Origin of the sequence: Amycolatopsis orientalis DSM 40040 = KCTC 9412 (assembly GCF_000478275.1) — a bacterium.
Classification (GTDB): domain Bacteria; phylum Actinomycetota; class Actinomycetes; order Mycobacteriales; family Pseudonocardiaceae; genus Amycolatopsis; species Amycolatopsis orientalis.
Genome location: NZ_ASJB01000080.1, coordinates 537,891 through 552,896, shown reverse-complemented (window position 1 = coordinate 552,896; position 15,006 = coordinate 537,891). Strand labels below are relative to the sequence as shown.

At 70.5% G+C, this 15,006-nt stretch carries 14 protein-coding genes; 3 read left to right on the top strand and 11 right to left on the bottom strand.

Annotation, left to right across the window (positions count from 1 at the left end; all coding sequences use genetic code 11):
- On the top strand, positions 1 to 1,412 hold a 1,412-nt coding region (locus L324_RS30450; RefSeq protein ID WP_438938468.1), incomplete at its 5' end, for a neutral zinc metallopeptidase.
- A gap of 72 nt (positions 1,413 to 1,484) precedes the next feature.
- On the opposite strand, the gene L324_RS30445 is transcribed toward L324_RS30450, so the two are convergent.
- Together L324_RS30445 and L324_RS30440 are read right to left on the bottom strand one after the other, a co-directional pair.
- The gene (locus L324_RS30445) at positions 1,485 to 2,558 is read right to left on the bottom strand and encodes a hypothetical protein (protein ID WP_037316482.1); all 1,074 of its coding nucleotides are present in this window, start codon (positions 2,556 to 2,558) and stop codon (positions 1,485 to 1,487) included.
- Between the two features lie 17 nt (positions 2,559 to 2,575).
- Complete coding sequence (locus L324_RS30440; RefSeq protein WP_037316479.1) at positions 2,576 to 3,583, bottom strand: stage II sporulation protein M; 1,008 nt, start codon at positions 3,581 to 3,583, stop codon at positions 2,576 to 2,578.
- Between the two features lie 61 nt (positions 3,584 to 3,644).
- Here L324_RS30440 and L324_RS30435 point away from each other — a divergent pair, with 61 nt between their 5' ends.
- Complete coding sequence (locus tag L324_RS30435) at positions 3,645 to 4,565, top strand: RDD family protein (RefSeq protein ID WP_037316476.1); 921 nt, start codon at positions 3,645 to 3,647, stop codon at positions 4,563 to 4,565.
- Between the two features lie 58 nt (positions 4,566 to 4,623).
- Here the strand turns inward: L324_RS30435 and L324_RS30430 are convergent, their stop codons facing one another.
- From L324_RS30430 to L324_RS30405, 6 genes are all read right to left on the bottom strand, one after another.
- Complete coding sequence (locus L324_RS30430; RefSeq protein ID WP_037316692.1) at positions 4,624 to 5,406, bottom strand: hypothetical protein; 783 nt, start codon at positions 5,404 to 5,406, stop codon at positions 4,624 to 4,626.
- 102 nt (positions 5,407 to 5,508) lie between these two features.
- A complete protein-coding gene (locus tag L324_RS30425) occupies positions 5,509 to 6,795 on the bottom strand; it encodes a DUF58 domain-containing protein (RefSeq protein ID WP_037316473.1) in 1,287 nt (428 codons plus the stop codon).
- Entirely contained in the window at positions 6,795 to 7,754 is a 960-nt protein-coding gene (locus L324_RS30420; RefSeq protein ID WP_037316689.1) for an AAA family ATPase, read from the bottom strand. Before L324_RS30420 ends, L324_RS30425 begins: the two co-directional genes overlap by 1 nt.
- A gap of 71 nt (positions 7,755 to 7,825) precedes the next feature.
- On the bottom strand, positions 7,826 to 8,986 hold the full coding sequence (locus tag L324_RS30415) for a DUF4350 domain-containing protein (RefSeq protein ID WP_037316470.1): 1,161 nt from the start codon (positions 8,984 to 8,986) through the stop codon (positions 7,826 to 7,828).
- Positions 8,983 to 9,624: a DUF4129 domain-containing protein gene (locus tag L324_RS30410; protein WP_037316467.1), complete on the bottom strand. Its 642-nt coding sequence runs from the start codon at positions 9,622 to 9,624 to the stop codon at positions 8,983 to 8,985. The genes L324_RS30415 and L324_RS30410 overlap by 4 nt, the downstream gene beginning before the upstream one ends.
- Positions 9,618 to 10,721, bottom strand: a complete 1,104-nt coding sequence (locus tag L324_RS30405; protein ID WP_037316463.1) for a DUF7847 domain-containing protein — start codon at positions 10,719 to 10,721, stop codon at positions 9,618 to 9,620. The genes L324_RS30410 and L324_RS30405 overlap by 7 nt, the downstream gene beginning before the upstream one ends.
- A gap of 218 nt (positions 10,722 to 10,939) precedes the next feature.
- On the opposite strand from L324_RS30405, the gene L324_RS30400 reads away from it, so the two are divergent.
- Positions 10,940 to 12,022: a neutral zinc metallopeptidase gene (locus tag L324_RS30400; protein WP_235783683.1), complete on the top strand. Its 1,083-nt coding sequence runs from the start codon at positions 10,940 to 10,942 to the stop codon at positions 12,020 to 12,022.
- 86 nt (positions 12,023 to 12,108) lie between these two features.
- Here the strand turns inward: L324_RS30400 and L324_RS30395 are convergent, their stop codons facing one another.
- From L324_RS30395 to L324_RS30385, 3 genes are all read right to left on the bottom strand, one after another.
- A complete protein-coding gene (locus L324_RS30395; RefSeq protein WP_037316461.1) occupies positions 12,109 to 12,720 on the bottom strand; it encodes an FKBP-type peptidyl-prolyl cis-trans isomerase in 612 nt (203 codons plus the stop codon).
- Between the two features lie 68 nt (positions 12,721 to 12,788).
- A complete protein-coding gene (locus L324_RS30390; RefSeq protein ID WP_152547052.1) occupies positions 12,789 to 13,196 on the bottom strand; it encodes a hypothetical protein in 408 nt (135 codons plus the stop codon).
- Positions 13,197 to 13,844: 648 nt separating this feature from the next.
- Positions 13,845 to 14,921 carry a potassium channel family protein gene (locus tag L324_RS30385; RefSeq protein WP_037316457.1) on the bottom strand — a complete coding sequence of 359 codons (1,077 nt, stop codon included), beginning with the start codon at positions 14,919 to 14,921 and terminating at the stop codon, positions 13,845 to 13,847.
- Positions 14,922 to 15,006: the final 85 nt, after the last annotated feature.

The window sequence follows — 15,006 nt, the reverse complement described above, 5'->3', positions numbered from 1 at the left end:
AGGGCGGCCGTCCGCTGCCGCCGCCGGGCGCGCGGCCGCTGCCGCCGCGCGGTGGCCCGCAGAGCAGGCCGCCGGTGCCGCCGCCGAACCGGCCGGGCCCCGGTGGTGGCCCTGTTCCACCGGTTCCGCCCGGCCGCCCCGGGCAGCCGGGGCACCAGGGTCCTCCTGGTGCCGGACGGCCGCCGATCTCACAGCCGACGCCGATCCCGCCGCCGTACCGGCCGGGCCCGCCGAGCGGCGGGATGCCGCTGCCCCCACCGGGTGCGGCTCCCCTGCCGCCGCCGCGGATCGGTGCCCCGATGCCGTTCCAGCCCAGCGCCGTCGGCCCGCCGCAGCTTCCCTACGGCCCGCGTTTCGCGCAGCCCGCGTTCGCGCCTTACGGGGGATATCACCCGAAGAAGTCGAACGGCGGTGTCATCGCGGCCGTCGCGATCGTGGCCGTGATGGCGGTGATGGGCGGGCTGATCATGGTGATCGCCATCGCGAACAGCGGCTCGCACCACGTCGCGGACGCCGGGTACACGAGCGGCGCGTACCCGACGACGTCCTCTTCGGACTACTCGACGACCACGACCACCTCCAGCGACACGTCGACGACGACCGCCACCAGTTCGCGCGACTCGACCGGCACGCGCGAGACGTCGACCGGCTCGTCCCGCGAGACCTCGGCCAGCCGGGCGCCGTCCGGTCCGCAGGCGCAGCACAAGCTGGCGGACAACCCGCTGTGGCTCGATCCCGACGTCGGCCTGCCGAACCAGGCGTGCAACCTCTCGCGCTGGGCGAGCAACCCGAGCGCGTCGTCGGCGTTCTTCGAAAGCGCGCGCCCCTGTCTGGACAGCGTGTGGCAGCAGGTCATGAGCTACACGAAGCTTCCGTTCCGGGTCCCGACCGTGAAGTACCCCTCCGGCAAGAACTGGTCGAGCCCGTGCGGCGACGCCAGCGGCGGTGCGGTGGCGGCGTTCTACTGTTCACAGAACGAAACGCTGTACATGCCGTACGAAGGGCTCCAGGCCGATCAGTACGGCAACAAGCCCGGGGTCTACCTGGCGGTCTTCGCGCATGAGTACGCGCACCACGTCCAAGCGCTCTCCGGGGTCATGGAGGCCTACTGGGACGCGCGGTACGACGCCGGTGTCGACTCGGCGGCGGGACTGGAGATGTCGCGCCGGAACGAGCTTTCGGCGCAGTGTCTTTCCGGGACGTTCCTCGGCTCGACAGTGGGCCGCGGCGGCTCGGTCGATCAGGCGATGTACCGGGACGCGTGGGGTTCGCAGGACCGCGGCGACCACAACGGCGGCCCGCGCGACCACGGCACCGACGCGCACGCGATCTCGTGGTGGCAGCACGGCGCGCAGAAGAACCGGATGGCGCAGTGCAACACGTGGGCGGCGAACTCCTCCGACGTGTCCTGACCCGGCTGCCTCGTGAGTGGTAATGACGGTTCTAACCGTCATTACCACTCACGAGCAATCCGGACCGGACGGCTAGGCGACCAGGGCGAAACTCGCGTAGTACTCGCCCGCCGGATCACGAGGGTCGCTCCGGTCGGGACTGACCTCGGCGCCGACCCAGCCCTGGAACGCCCCCGCGTCGTCGATCACCTGCAGCAGCGGGCGGACGTGGCTGTTGCCGACATAGCAACCGTTGTAGGACAGGCATTCGCACCAGAACTCGTAGCTGTTGCGCCGTCCGCCGAAGGCGTCGCTCAGGTAGTAGAACCGCCGGTCGCCGGTGTCGATGATCTTCTTTGCGCACGCCTCGTAACCGGCACCGGGGAGACAGCAGGAGGTCGGAGCGCACCCGGAGTCGTATTGCACGTATCCCAGGCACGAGCCGTCGTCGCAGTTGTTCCACGCGGGGCCGACGCCCAGCGCGCCGCTGCCACCGCGGGTCCAGGTGGTGATCGCCCGGTGGTTCACTCCCTGTCCTTCGAGCAGATACGACCGCTGGGTCGCGCGAACCGTGCTCATCGGGGCTTTGCTGGTCTGCGCGAGGGAGGTGTTGCTGCCGTAGGCGATACCGCTCGTGATCGAGTAGGTGTCGCTGACCAGGCTCATCCGGCCGAGACCCGGCCGCGCCTCCGAAACCGCCCACGTCTCCCCGAGGTTCACGGGTGTGGTGGTGCCGTCGATGGTGCTGCTGGTCCAGGTGATGGCCACCTTCCCGGAATTCTCGGTGTAGGTGCCGGTGAAGTGGCCGTTCGGTGCACCGGTGAAGCCTGGCGCGGTTTTGATCGGGCAGTTGTTGCGGGGATTGGAGCCCGGCGCCGGGCCACCGCAGTAGTAGACGTCGCCACTGTTGACCGGAACGGGGCGATCCGCCTGGTTCCAGGTCCAGAAATTGTGCGCGACGGTGTTGTCGGCCTGGTTGAACACGAGATAGCCGAGCCGGACGTAATTGCGGTCGGCGTCGGTGCGGAATCCGCCGACGCTCACCACCCAGTTCTGTTTGCCCAGCGGCGCGGACGACGTCTGAGCCTGGGACGCGCCGACCAGGAGCGTCGAGGCGAGCAGGGACAGGACGATGATCGCGAACCCGCGTAAACGTTTTCTCCCCATGGGGGCAGCTAACCAGTTCAGCCGGCTTCCGGTCGAGAATCTCCAGCGTATCGCCAGTCGACATCACCCGTTTCCCCCGCTTTCGCGGCCTTTCGCCCGACCACGAACACGTAGAGCAAGAACGCGACCTCGGCGATGACGCCGATTCCGATCCGCGCCCAGGTCGGCAGGCCCGACGGCGTCACGAAACCCTCGATCACGCCGGAGATCAGCAACACCACGGTCAGCCCCAGCGCCATCACCACGACCGACCGGCCCTGTTCGCCGAGCGCCGCGGTCCGGGAGCGGCGGCCCGGGTCGATGACCGTCCAGCCGAGCTTCAGCCCCGTCCCGGCCGCGACGAACACCGCGGTCAGCTCCAGCAGGCCGTGGGGCAGGATCAGGCCGAAGAACACGTCGAGCCGTCCGGCCGAGGACATCAGCGCCGCGCCGATCGCCAGGTTCAGCGAGTTCGCCCAGAGCGCGTAGATCACCGGGACGCCCAGCACCACGCCGAGGAACAGACAGGTCGCGGCCACCCACGCGTTGTTGGTCCACACGCGCGCCGCGAAGGAACCCGCGGGATCGGACGAGTAGTACGTCTCGTACTTGCCGCCCGGCGCGGTCAGATCCTTGAACTCCTCCGGCGAGGCCAGCGACGCGAGCACCTGGGGGTCACCGGCGATCCACACCGCCGCGATCGCCATCACCGCGATCGACGCCGCCGCCGACGCGAGCCACCAGCGCCTGCTCAGGTACAGCGCCGCGGGGAACCGCCGGGTGAAGAACAGGCCGACCTCGCGCCAGGCGGGGCTGTGCGAGCCCGTGACGGCCGAGCGGGCCTTCGCGACCAGGCCGGACAGGTGCGCGACGAGCACGGGATCGGGCGCGACCGAGCGGATGATCGAAAGATGCGTCGCGACCCGCTGGTACAGCGTCACCAGCTCGTCGGCGTCCGGGCCGCTGAGCTTCCCGGCGCGGCCGACGAGGTCACGCAGGCGGTCCCATTCGGCCTGGTGCGCGGCGACGAACACGTCCACGTCCAACTCGGAGCCCTCCCGGCGATCGTCCTTGGTCGCCCAGCCTATTCGTCACTACGCTTGCCGGGTGGAACAAGAGTCCGAACTCGTCACCGGCGAAGCCGTCGTCCTGGACGTGCGCGCGGCGAAGCTGGCCAGCCGCGGGCTCGCCATGATGATCGACGTCGCCCTACAGCTGTTCACGTTGTTCGTCGCGGTGCTGGTACTGAGCCAGGTCGCGGCGTTCGGTGACGACGCGCTGGCGGTGACCCTGTTCCTCGTGACCCTCGTGCTGATCATGGTCGGCTACCCGGTGATCTTCGAGACGCTCAGCCGGGGCCGGACGCTCGGGAAGATGGCGCTCGGGCTGCGGGTGGTCCGCACCGACGGCGGTCCGGTCCGGTTCCGGCACGCGCTGGTCCGCGGGCTCGCCGGGTTCTTCATCGACTTCTGGGCGCTGGGCCTGCTCGGCGTGGTGGCGGTGGTCACCTCGCTGCTGTCGACCAACGGCCGCCGCGTGGGCGACTACCTAGCCGGCACCCTGGTGATCCGCGAACGCATGCCCGCTTCCCGGACGCCTTACGTCGGGATGCCGCCACAGCTCGCGTACTGGGCTTCGCAGCTGGATCTGACCCGGTTGCCGAACGAGCTCGCGCTGGCCGTCCGCCAGTACCTGAGCCGCACGAGCGAGCTGCGTCCCGAAGCGGCCGAAGCCCTCGGATACGGGCTCGCGCAGCAGGTCGCGGGCGTGATCGGGACGCCGGTGCCGCCGGGCGTGCCGTCGTGGGCGTACCTGTCGGCGGTGCTGGCCGAGCGACGGCGGCGGGATCAGGCGAAGCTGCGACCCGCTGTCCAGCACGCGCCGCCCGCGCACTACCCACAGGCCGTCCAGCAGCCGCAACCCTTGCAGGCGACGCAGCCCCCACAAGCCGATCGGTATCCGCAGCCGACCGCACCGGCCAGTCCGCCGGAGCCCGTCCCGGAGAACCCGTTCGCGCCGCCAGGCTGACCAGGTCTCGTGAGTGGTAATGACGGTTAGAACCGTCATTACCACTCACGAGCCCGGTTCAGCAGGTGCAGCTGCCCTCGAAGGCGATGCTGTTCCCGTCCTCCAGGCTCGCGCTGCCCGCGAACCGGATCTCGAATTCGCCGGGTTCGGTCAGGACGATCTTCGGACTCGACGCCGCCCCGTCGGCACCGGTCTTCGCGGACGCCGTCTCGGCACCTCCCTCGAAGACCAGCACGTTCTTCGGCCGCGCGGCGCGGACGAAGAAGTTCACCGGCACGTCGGGCGCGGGCTGGCCGTTCTCCCCGATCACCCGGACGGTGAACGGCTGCCCGGGCGTCTTCGTCGACAGCCGCTGCCCGTTGCCGGACAGGATCGCGAGCGTCCGCACCCCGGCGGCCCAGGTGTTGGCCAGTCCCGGCAGCGAGCAGACCTCCTGATACAGCCGCGATCCGGCCGTCGGCGTCTCCGCGGTCAGGCAGCGCGCGGTGGCCACGTTCGCCAGCAGGACCAGGCCGGGCAGTCCGGCGTTGCGGCGCCACTGCTGGTAGCGGTCCTTGCCGTCGCAGGCCACGAGTTTGACCCCGACGCCGTCGACCGGGCTGATCGCCGCCAGGCACTGTCCACTCGCGACATGTTTGTACGAAAGCGCCGCCTTGTCGTACACCCACTGCGCCCCGGCGTCCTTCGCGTCGGCGAGGACGGGCTTCCCGTCGGCCGCGGCCAGCGAAAGGATTCCGCCGCCTTCCGCGAGGTAGACAGGCGTGCCCGCCGGTTGCGCCGAGGCGGGGGCCACGAGCAGTACGAAGGGGAGCAACGCGAACAACAGCACGATCCTGCGCAAGCCGAACCCCAATCCTGTCGGTCTGGATCCCTCTCCGACCTAACAGCCCGCGACGCCCGGCGCCAACCGGCACCACACCATCGGGTTCAGCGCCTCGGAACTTCAGAGACGCCCGGCCGCCTTCAGCGCGAGATACCGGTCGGCCAGCCGCGGCGGCAGGTCCTCCGGTACGGCGTCGACGACCTCGACCCCGTGCCGCGCCAGCCGCGCGGTGACCTGACGCCGTTCGGCCAGCACCCGCTCGGCCGCGGCCGCGTCGTAGACGGCCTCCGCGTCACCACGGCCCGCCGCCATCTCGGCCACCCGCGGGTCGGCCACCGACGCGACCACCAGCTGGTGCCGCGAAGTCAGCTTCGACAGCACCGGGAACAGGCCTTCCTCCAGCGGCGCCGCGTCCAGTCCGGTCAGCAGGACGACCAGCGCGCGCCGCCGGGTCCGCCGCAGCACCTCCGCGACCATGCCGCGCGCGTCGGTCTCGATGAGCGACGGTTCGAGCGGCGCCATCGCGTTCACCAAGGCGGGCAACAGATCCGTCGATCCTTGGACCGCGGCCTGGACCTGGCGGTCGTAGGCGAAGAGGTCGACGCGGTCACCCGCCCGCGCGGCGAGTACGGCCAGCAGCAGGGCCGCGTCCATCGCCGCGTCGAGCCGCGGCGCGTCCCCCACCCTGCCCGCCGAGACGCGGCCGGTATCGAGGACCAGCACCACCTGCCGGTCGCGTTCGGGACGCCAGGTCCGCACCATGACGTCGGACGCGCGCGCCGAGGCACGCCAGTCGATCGACCGGACGTCGTCGCCGATCACGTACTCGCGCAACGAGTCGAATTCCGTGCCCTGGCCCCGGATCAGCACCGCGTTGCGGCCGTCGAGCTGCTGCAGCCGCGCCAGCCGCGACGGCAGATGCTTACGGCTGTGGAACGGCGGCAGCACCCGCACGGTCCACGGCACGTCGTGCGAACCCTGCCGTGCCGCGAGTCCCAGCGGCCCGACCGACCGGACGGTGACCCTGGCCGCCCGCCGGTCGCCGCGCCGGGTCGGCAGGAGCCGGGTGGTCACGACGCGGCGTTCGCCCGCGGGCAGGGACAAGCGGTGCCGATCCTCCGCGCCGGCGCTGGGCGGCCAGGCGTCCCGCAGCTTCGCGCGCACCGGACGGCCACCGGGATTGGCCACGGTCAGCGTGACCTCGCAGGCCTCCCCCAGCCGGACGGAAGTCGCGCCGGACCGCGCGAACCGCAGCCGCCGCACACTCCCGGCGAGCAGGAGATCCAGTACCACCAGCAGAAGCAGCACCGCGGCGGCCAGCCCGATCCCGGCCCAGCCGGGCAGCAGGAGGCCGACCACCGGCGCCGCGAGGAGCGCCAGCAGCCCGAGCCTGCCGGTGACGGCCATCAGCGTGGAACGGGCACGGACGCGAGGACGCGGTCCAGTACGCCGTCGGCGGTCGCGCCTTCGAGTTCGGCCTCGGGCCGCAGATCGAGCCGGTGCCGCAAGGACGGCCGCGCCAGGGCTTTGACGTCGTCCGGGGTGGCGTAGTCGCGGCCCGCGAGCCACGCCCACGCCCGCGTCGCCGCCAGCAGCGCGGTCGCGCCACGCGGCGAGACACCGATGCGCACGGACGGCAGTTCCCGCGTCGCCCGGCAGACGTCGACGATGTAGGCGAGCACCTCCGGCCGGACGGTGACCCCGGCGACCGCGCGCCGCGCCGCCTCCAGTTCGGCGATCCCGGCGACCGGGGTGATCCCGGCCGCGGTCAGGTTCCGCGGGTCGAAACCCTGTGCGTGCCGGGAAAGGATGCCGAACTCTTCGTCGCGCGACGGCGTCGGCATGGTCAGCTTCAGCAGGAACCGGTCCAGCTGGGCCTCGGGAAGCGGGTACGTGCCTTCGTATTCGACCGGGTTCTGCGTCGCTACGACGATGAACGGATCGGGCAGCGGCCGGGTCTTGCCGTCGCTGGAGACCTGCCGCTCCTCCATCGCCTCCAGCAGGGCCGACTGCGTTTTCGGCGGCGTGCGGTTGATCTCGTCGGCCAGCAGCAGGTTGGTGAACACCGGGCCCTCGCGGAAGGAGAACTCGCCGCTGTGCGCGTCGTAGACGATCGAGCCGGTGATGTCGCCCGGCATCAGGTCCGGGGTGAACTGCACCCGGGTCGTCTCCAGGTCCAGCGCCGCGGCCAGGGCCCGTACGAGCAACGTCTTCGCCACGCCAGGAACGCCTTCGAGCAGCACGTGTCCCCGGCACAGCAACGCGATGATGAGCCCGGTGACGGCCGCGTCGTTGCCGACCACGGCCTTCCCGACCTCGGCGCGCAGGGCGATCAGCGCCGCCCGCGCCTCGACCGCACCGTCCACACCGGACTGTGCGGAATGTGCGGACTGTGCGGGCTGCGGGGTTCGGGCGGGCTGCCCGGACTGTTCGGTACTCAAGACCGCTCCACCTCTCGTTCCACGACGTCGAGTCCGTCCGCCAGCCGCACCAGCGCGGCGTCGTCGGCGGGNNCCCCCAGCCGCACCAGCGCGGCGTCGTCGGCGGGCGGATCCCCGTACAGCAGCGCGCCGACCTCGGCCGGGGCCCGGCCGGTCCGCGCGGCGACGGTCTGCACCAGTGCCGCGGGTTCGGCGTCGCGGGTCAGCCCCAGCAACGGCCGAAGCCGCGCGCGGGCCGCCTCACGCAAGGTCTCCCCGGCGTGCGCGGCGGCCTTCGCCTTGCGATACAACCGGGCCCGTCCCTCGGTGGCCTCGGCCGCGCGCACCACGACCGGGATCGGCTCGGACACCACCGGCCCCAGTCTCCTCGACCGCCACAGCGCCAGCAGGATCACCGCGATCCCGGCCTGCAGGGCCGCGTACGACCAGCCCGCCGGGATCAGTTCGGACAACGGCTTCTTCTCCGCTTCGAGCGACGGATCCGCCGGCGTCGGCAGATACCAGACCAGCCGCTCGTGTTTCCCGAGCAGCCGCATCGCGAGCGCCGCGTTGCCCTCGTCCGCGAGCCACTCGTTGGTCAGCGGTTCGGGCGTGCCGAGCACCGTCACCGTCCCTTGTGGACCCGGGACTTCGAGATACGAGCCGCCGTAACATTCCTGGGCTCGCGGCTGCGTCGCCGCGTACTTCACGCCGCCCATCGTCGCGCCGCCCGCCGCGACGGGATCCACCGCCTGGCAGTCCGGGGCCCGGGTCTTGGTTTCGAGCTGGCCTGTCGCCCGCACCCCGGGGAGGACTTCGTCGAGCGTGCCGGGACTCGGCCGCACCAGCACGACATGCCGGGCGCTCCGCCGGATTTCGACGAAGGTCTCCTTGGGCACGTAGGCGGGCTGGGTGATCAGGACGGTCGCGTCCCTCGCGACCCCCTTGGCCGCGGCGGCGGTGCGCACCACCGGGATCTTGACGCCTTCCCGTTCCAGCAGGGTCGCCAGCGCGCGGCCGCCGCCGGGCTCGTACGAACCCGGTTCGAGCGCGCCGGTGGTCTGCTCCCCGCGGGCGAGGACCACCAGTGTGCCGGTCAGCACGATGAGGACGACGACCGCGAGCGGGAGCCGTACCCCGCGCCAGATCCGCCGGGCGTCGGGCGAGACCGAGGTCATCCGGCCGCCAGCGCGACGGGCCGCGAACGGCGGCAGCGTTCGTCCAATTCGGACAGTGAGCGGTAGCCGGACTCGGTGGCCGGTATCCCTCCATAGTGGACATCGTCGAACAGCCGGGCGCCGGCACGCAGGGCGTCGGCGACGTCCGGGAGCAGCCGCCCGGCTTCGAGGGCGGCCTCGTCGGCCGTCCGGCCGGACTTCTCGTCCAGCAGCGCCCGTTCCTCCAAGGACCGCACCACGGCGCGGAAGATCTCGCGGACGGCGTCGTCGAAGTCGCCCCGGGCCGCGGCCGCCTCGGCCGCCACACGGTGTTCGCGGGAGGCCTTGCGCCGCCCGGCGAACACGGCCCGCTCGGCCCTGGCCGACGCCGCCAGGGGACCGGACCGCAGCCGGATCACCACGATCAGCACGATCAGCACGACGAGCAGCAGCACCACGGCGAAGATCCCGCCGGGCACGGCGCTGTCGACGGTGTCGAAGAAACTCAGCAGCTTTTCGAGGACCCAGCTGAAGGCTTCGGAGAGCCAACTCGGTTTCGCGGCCTGGTACGCCGAACCCGAAAGTTCCTCGGCGGCACGCAGCCGGGCGGTGTCCCGGTCGATGTCGACCGGGACGTCGGTGAGGAAGGGCGTCACCATGCCTGGGGCGGAGGCGGCGGCGTGATCCCGGCCGCGCGGGCCAGTTCGATGTCCATGCCCTCGCGGCGCATGCGCTGGTCGATGTAGAGGATCACGGTGACCAGCGCGGTGAACGGCCCGACGATCGTCTGCGCGACCACGGTGCCAACCGACTGCAGGATCAGGTCACCGGTCGACGGGATGTACACCTGGTCCAGATTGCCGAAGATCGACATGAACGCGCTGAAGCTGAACGGCAGCGTGATGATCGACGCCAGGAACGAGGAGATCACGGTGGCCAGCAGCAGGATCCCGAAGACCCGCCAGAACATCCCCGAAACCAGCTTCACCGAGCGGCGGAACGCCTCCATCACGGTGCCGCGCTCCAGGATGAACGCCGGGCTGGCCAGCGCCCAGAAGGTGAACGGGATGATCGCGGGCAGCAGGCAGAAGATCGCCGCGACCATGATCGCCAGCGTGTAGAGCACGGTCAGGCCGAGCAGCGGCAGCAGCCGCGGCGTCGCCTCCTTCATGGCCTCCTTGAAAGTGACCGGCTTGCCCAGCACGGCCTTGCCCATCAGGACGGTCAGGAATCCGGTGAGGACGGTCGTCCCGAGCAGGGTGGCGACGAGGGTGATGAACGAGGACGCCAGCGTCCCGCCCAGGATGCTCAGCATCTGGTTCATCAGTTCCTGGTCGGTGGCCGCGGGGCCGAGATCGCGCACCCGCTCGAGGTCGGCGCCGGTGTCGATCAGCAGCAGCCCGACCAGGTTGATGGCCGCGGTGAGCACGGCGGTCACCGCGGCGGCGCCGAAGACCATGCGCCAGTACCGGCGCATCGCCGTGATCGCGCCGTCGAGGATGTCGGTCAGGTTCAGCGGGCGCAGCGGGATGACCCCCGGCCTGCCGAGGCCGACCTTCCAGTTCGGCTGCGGCACCTGCGGCTGATAGGACGGCGGCGGGGGCGGAGGCGGCGGAGTCGCCCCTGACGGGGACTGCCATTGCTGCTCCGGCACCGGTGCGGAGGACCTTTCCCCTTGCGGCGGCGTCGGTGTGTCTTCCTGCGGCTTCGGCGTCTCGGTGCCTTCCGGCCCGGACGATCCACCGGTCTCCGTCATCGCGACAGCCCCTTACCCCTTGCGCAGTGCTTGCGCACACTCTTCCAGAGGGTCCGACACCCGGCGAGAGCTGGGGTGAAGACACTGATGGGTGACCGCTCGCCTCACCATGGATACCCTCTGCAGCCGAGCAGTGGGAGGGAGACCCATTAGCTCGTTATGCTGAACATCGGGCCGGGTACCCCCGGTTCGCCCCTAGAACCACCGGGACCGACTTGATGACGCAACCGCCCCACGGCCAGTGGCCGCCACGCGGCGCCGTCCAGCCACCGCCGGTGCACGGCCAGCCTCCTGGGCAGTGGCACGGTGCGCCACACCAGTTCCCGACGCCGCCACGCCGGTCGACGGGCGCGATCATCGGGATCTGCCTCGGCGCGGTCGCCGTCCTGGTCCTCGGCCTGGTCGCCATCGTTTCACTCAATCGTGACGACAACGATCACGTAGCGAACGCGGGCTACCAGAACTCCCCGAACCCGACTTCCCCGGCGGCGCTGCCGCCGAGCGGGTCGTCGTCACCTTCGTCCTCACCGGACCCGTTCCCGACGTCGCCGTCCAGGACGCCGTCCTCGCCGAGCGGACCGCAGAAGATCCTCAAGCTCGCCGATCACCCGATCCTCCAGGATCCCAACGCCGGCCTGCAGAACCGCGTCTGCACGCTGCCGCAGTGGCAGAGCAGCCAGCAGGCCGCCGAGGCGTTCTTCACCGCCGCGGGCAAGTGCCTCGACAACGCGTGGGGCCCGTTCCTCGAGGCCTACCGCCTGCCGTTCACCCCGCCCGCGCTGCACTTCCCGACCGGCGCCAGCTTCGAAACCGAATGCGGCACGATCCAGGTCGGCATCGCGACGGCGGCCTACTACTGCGAGAACAACCTCTACGTGCCGTTCCGGGGTCTGCAGACCGACCAGTACGGCAACAACCCTGGCGTCTACCTGGCCCTTTTCGCGCACGAGTACGGGCATCACGTGCAGGAGGTCGCCGGGCTGATGGACGCGGCCTGGCAGAAGATCTACGACGCGGGCCAGAACAGCCCCGCCGGGCTGGAGATGTCGCGGCGCAAGGAACTGCAGGCGCAGTGCTTCTCCGGGATGTTCCTCGGCGCGCATGTCGACCAGGGCGGCACGGTCAGCCGGGACATGTACAACAAGGCCTGGAACGACCAGGAGACCCGGGGCGACAACACCTCGCGCAGCCAGGACCACGGGACGAACGCGCATTACGCGTCCTGGTGGCGCGCGGGGGCGAGCAACAACCGGGTGGCCGACTGCAACACCTTCTCGGCCCCGGCCAGCGCCGTCTCCTGACCCCTTCCCTTTTCCTCGCGTTTCGTCCTCTGGATGCGGTATTTCGACGTCGAACTACCGCATCCAGAGGACGAAACGCGTGCGGTTCAGAGCACGTCGACGACCGCGACCAGCGGCACCGAGCGGTACATCTCGACGGGGTCCTGGGCACGTTCCCCGAGGACGGCGGGCAGCAGGAGCACCCGGCGGCCACCGGGCTTCATCCCGGCGAGACCACTGCTCCAGAGACCCCCTGCCGGTTCGACGGCACCGCCGGACAGGCCGTCGTACTGATGCCTCGGCTGCCAGTTCGACGCGATCACCTCGCCGCTGGCGAGGTCGTACAACGCGAAAAAGGCCAGGTAATTGCTGCCCTGCGCCTTCTCCGGCCCGGTGCCGACGACCACGTCGGCGAAGGTGACGGCGGCCGCCGGATCGGGCGGGCGGCAGCCGGTCGGCAGGGTGACCACCGGCTCGGGCAGCCGTTGCCGCACCGGTTTTCCCTCGGCGACCTTGACCTGGGCCACGGCACAGAACGGCAGCGGTGGCGGCGGTGGCTCCTCGGCCGCCTGTGTGGGCGCGAGCGCGCGGGCGCCGACGAGGACGAGACCGCCGACCAGCAAGATCACCAGCACGATCAGGCCGACTAGCCACGGTACCCGGCTCCGCCGCTCACCGATGGATCCGGCTTCGTCGCCGATCCGGTCTTGCTCGACCATGTCGCGCCACCCCCAGGTGTCGCGAGAACTCTAGGAACCAGCTCGCCAAATGACGAGACACAGTCCGGTCACGCCGTCGCGAGCCTCCGTGGACCGCGCAGGACGAGGAAGACGTACATCCCGCCGGCGAAGCAGCTGAACACCAGCAGTGCCAGCCCGACCGGCCGCCGCGCGTCGCTGGCCCCGGCCGCCGCGTCGGCCGCGTGCACGGAGACCGCGTCACCCGCGGCGCCGTCGGGGACGACGACGTCGAGCCGCTCCCCCTTGCCGTGCCCGCAGGCGTTGAGCGAACCCTCCATCGGCCGTCCGCCGAATTCGAACTTGACGGTCTCGGTGATGGCGCCGCCCGCGCAGGGCACGGGCTGGACGACCTCGGCCCGCACGGTCGTCCCTCGCTTCTCGTTCGTGATGCCGAACAGACCCGGCCCGGCGAGCCAGGCCAGAAAGATCACCAGCAGGCCGGCACCGGCCGCCACGGCCAGGGAGTTCCACCCCGGGGTGAGCCCTCTGGCGGGGTCCGATCGCTTGCGCACGATCGCCATGCTCCCAGAACCACGCGGCAAAACACAGCGAACCCTCCCCGCGGCGAGAGTGATAGCAAAGGTCCCTTGCTACCGCCGTTCGATGGTCTCGTGGCGGCAGCTGAGGCGTCGCGGGTCTCGCTCCGGGACGATGTGGAGGATTCGGGCGAGTGGGTCTCGGCTGCCTCTTGCAGGCCGACGATGAAGGAATTGGGACGTTGAGTGTCCCAATTCCTTCATCGTCGCGGGTTCGCACCCGGTTGCGAAGCTTGATCAACAGAGAATGGGGGAAGACCCCGAGTGTGGAGGATTTGGGACGTTCAATGTCCCAAATCCTCCACACTCGGCCCACCGGCACCAGCGGATAGCCGACTTTGCCGGAACCTGACCAGGCGCGAGGAAGGGACCGTCATGTACTTGGCAAGGCCTTCACGCGCCGCCCGCTGTGACTGCTCGGGCCAGTGGTGTTGCTGGGGCCACGGGCGGGGCTCCCTTCGCCGTATCAGACGCGACACAAGGAGCCTTCAGCTCACGCACGAAAGCGATAAAACCCCAGGTCAGCCCTCGCCGCGATAGCAAAGGTCCCTTGCTACCGCCGCCGCGTCAGCGCTCGATGGTCTCCGCGGACGTCACCTTCCGGACGTACAGCAGCTTGTCGCCCGGCTCGATCGCGTCGGCCTGCGGGGCGTCGACGCGGTACAGGACGCCGTCGCGGACGACGCCCAGCACGATGTCCGACAGATGCCGCGGCGAACCGCCCTCTTCGGACGGTTCCACCGGCCGTTCGGCGATGGCGAGGCCCGACTCGGGGGTGAGCAGGTCCTCGACCATGTCGACCACCAGCGGCGTCGACGTCGCCATGCCCAGCAGGCGCCCGGCCGTCTCGCTCGACACCACGACCTGGTTCGCGCCCGACTGCTTGAGCAGGTGGACGTTCTCCGCCTCCCGCACCGAAGCCACGATGTGCGACTTGGGCGCCAGTTCACGCGCGGTCAAGGTGACCAGCACCGCGGTGTCGTCCCGGTTCGGGGCGACGACGACGGCCTTGGCCCGCTGCACGCCGGCGACCCGCAGCACGTCGGCGCGGGTGGCCGAACCGTGCACGGTCACCAGGCCGAGCGAGGTGGCCGCTTCGAGGGCCTGCTGGTCGGTGTCGACGACGACGATGTGGTCGGGTTCGACGTTCTCGTCCCCGAGCAGCGCGTTGACCGCCGACCGGCCCTTCGTGCCGAATCCGACGACGACCGTGTGGTCACGCACCTTCGTCCTCCACTTTTGGATCTTGAAAGCCTGGCGAGAGCGCTCGGTGAGCACTTCGAGTGTGGTACCGACCAGGACGATGAGGAAGAGCACGCGCAGCGGGGTGATCACCAGGACGTTCACCAGCCGCGCGGACGACGTCGCGGGCGCGATGTCGCCGTACCCCGTGGTCGACAGCGACACGGTCGCGTAATAGAGGCTGTCGAGGAAGCTGAGCCCGTCGCCGTTGGCGTCGCGGTAGCCGTCTCGGCCGAGGTAGACGATCAGGACGGTCGCGAGCAGGGCGAGCATCGCGCCGATGATCCGTTTGAGGATCGACCGCAGCGGGCTGACCGTCAGTTCCGGCATCCGGATCACGCCGACGAGCTCATGGTCCGGGCGGTCGCTCAACCGGACCGGGAAACGCTTGAGAACCCTCATGCACAGGCTCCGGCCTGGTCCGCGTCACTCACGGTCGCCGAGGATAGCCGACGAACCGCGTGTTCAGCGCGGTATGCGAAGCTCG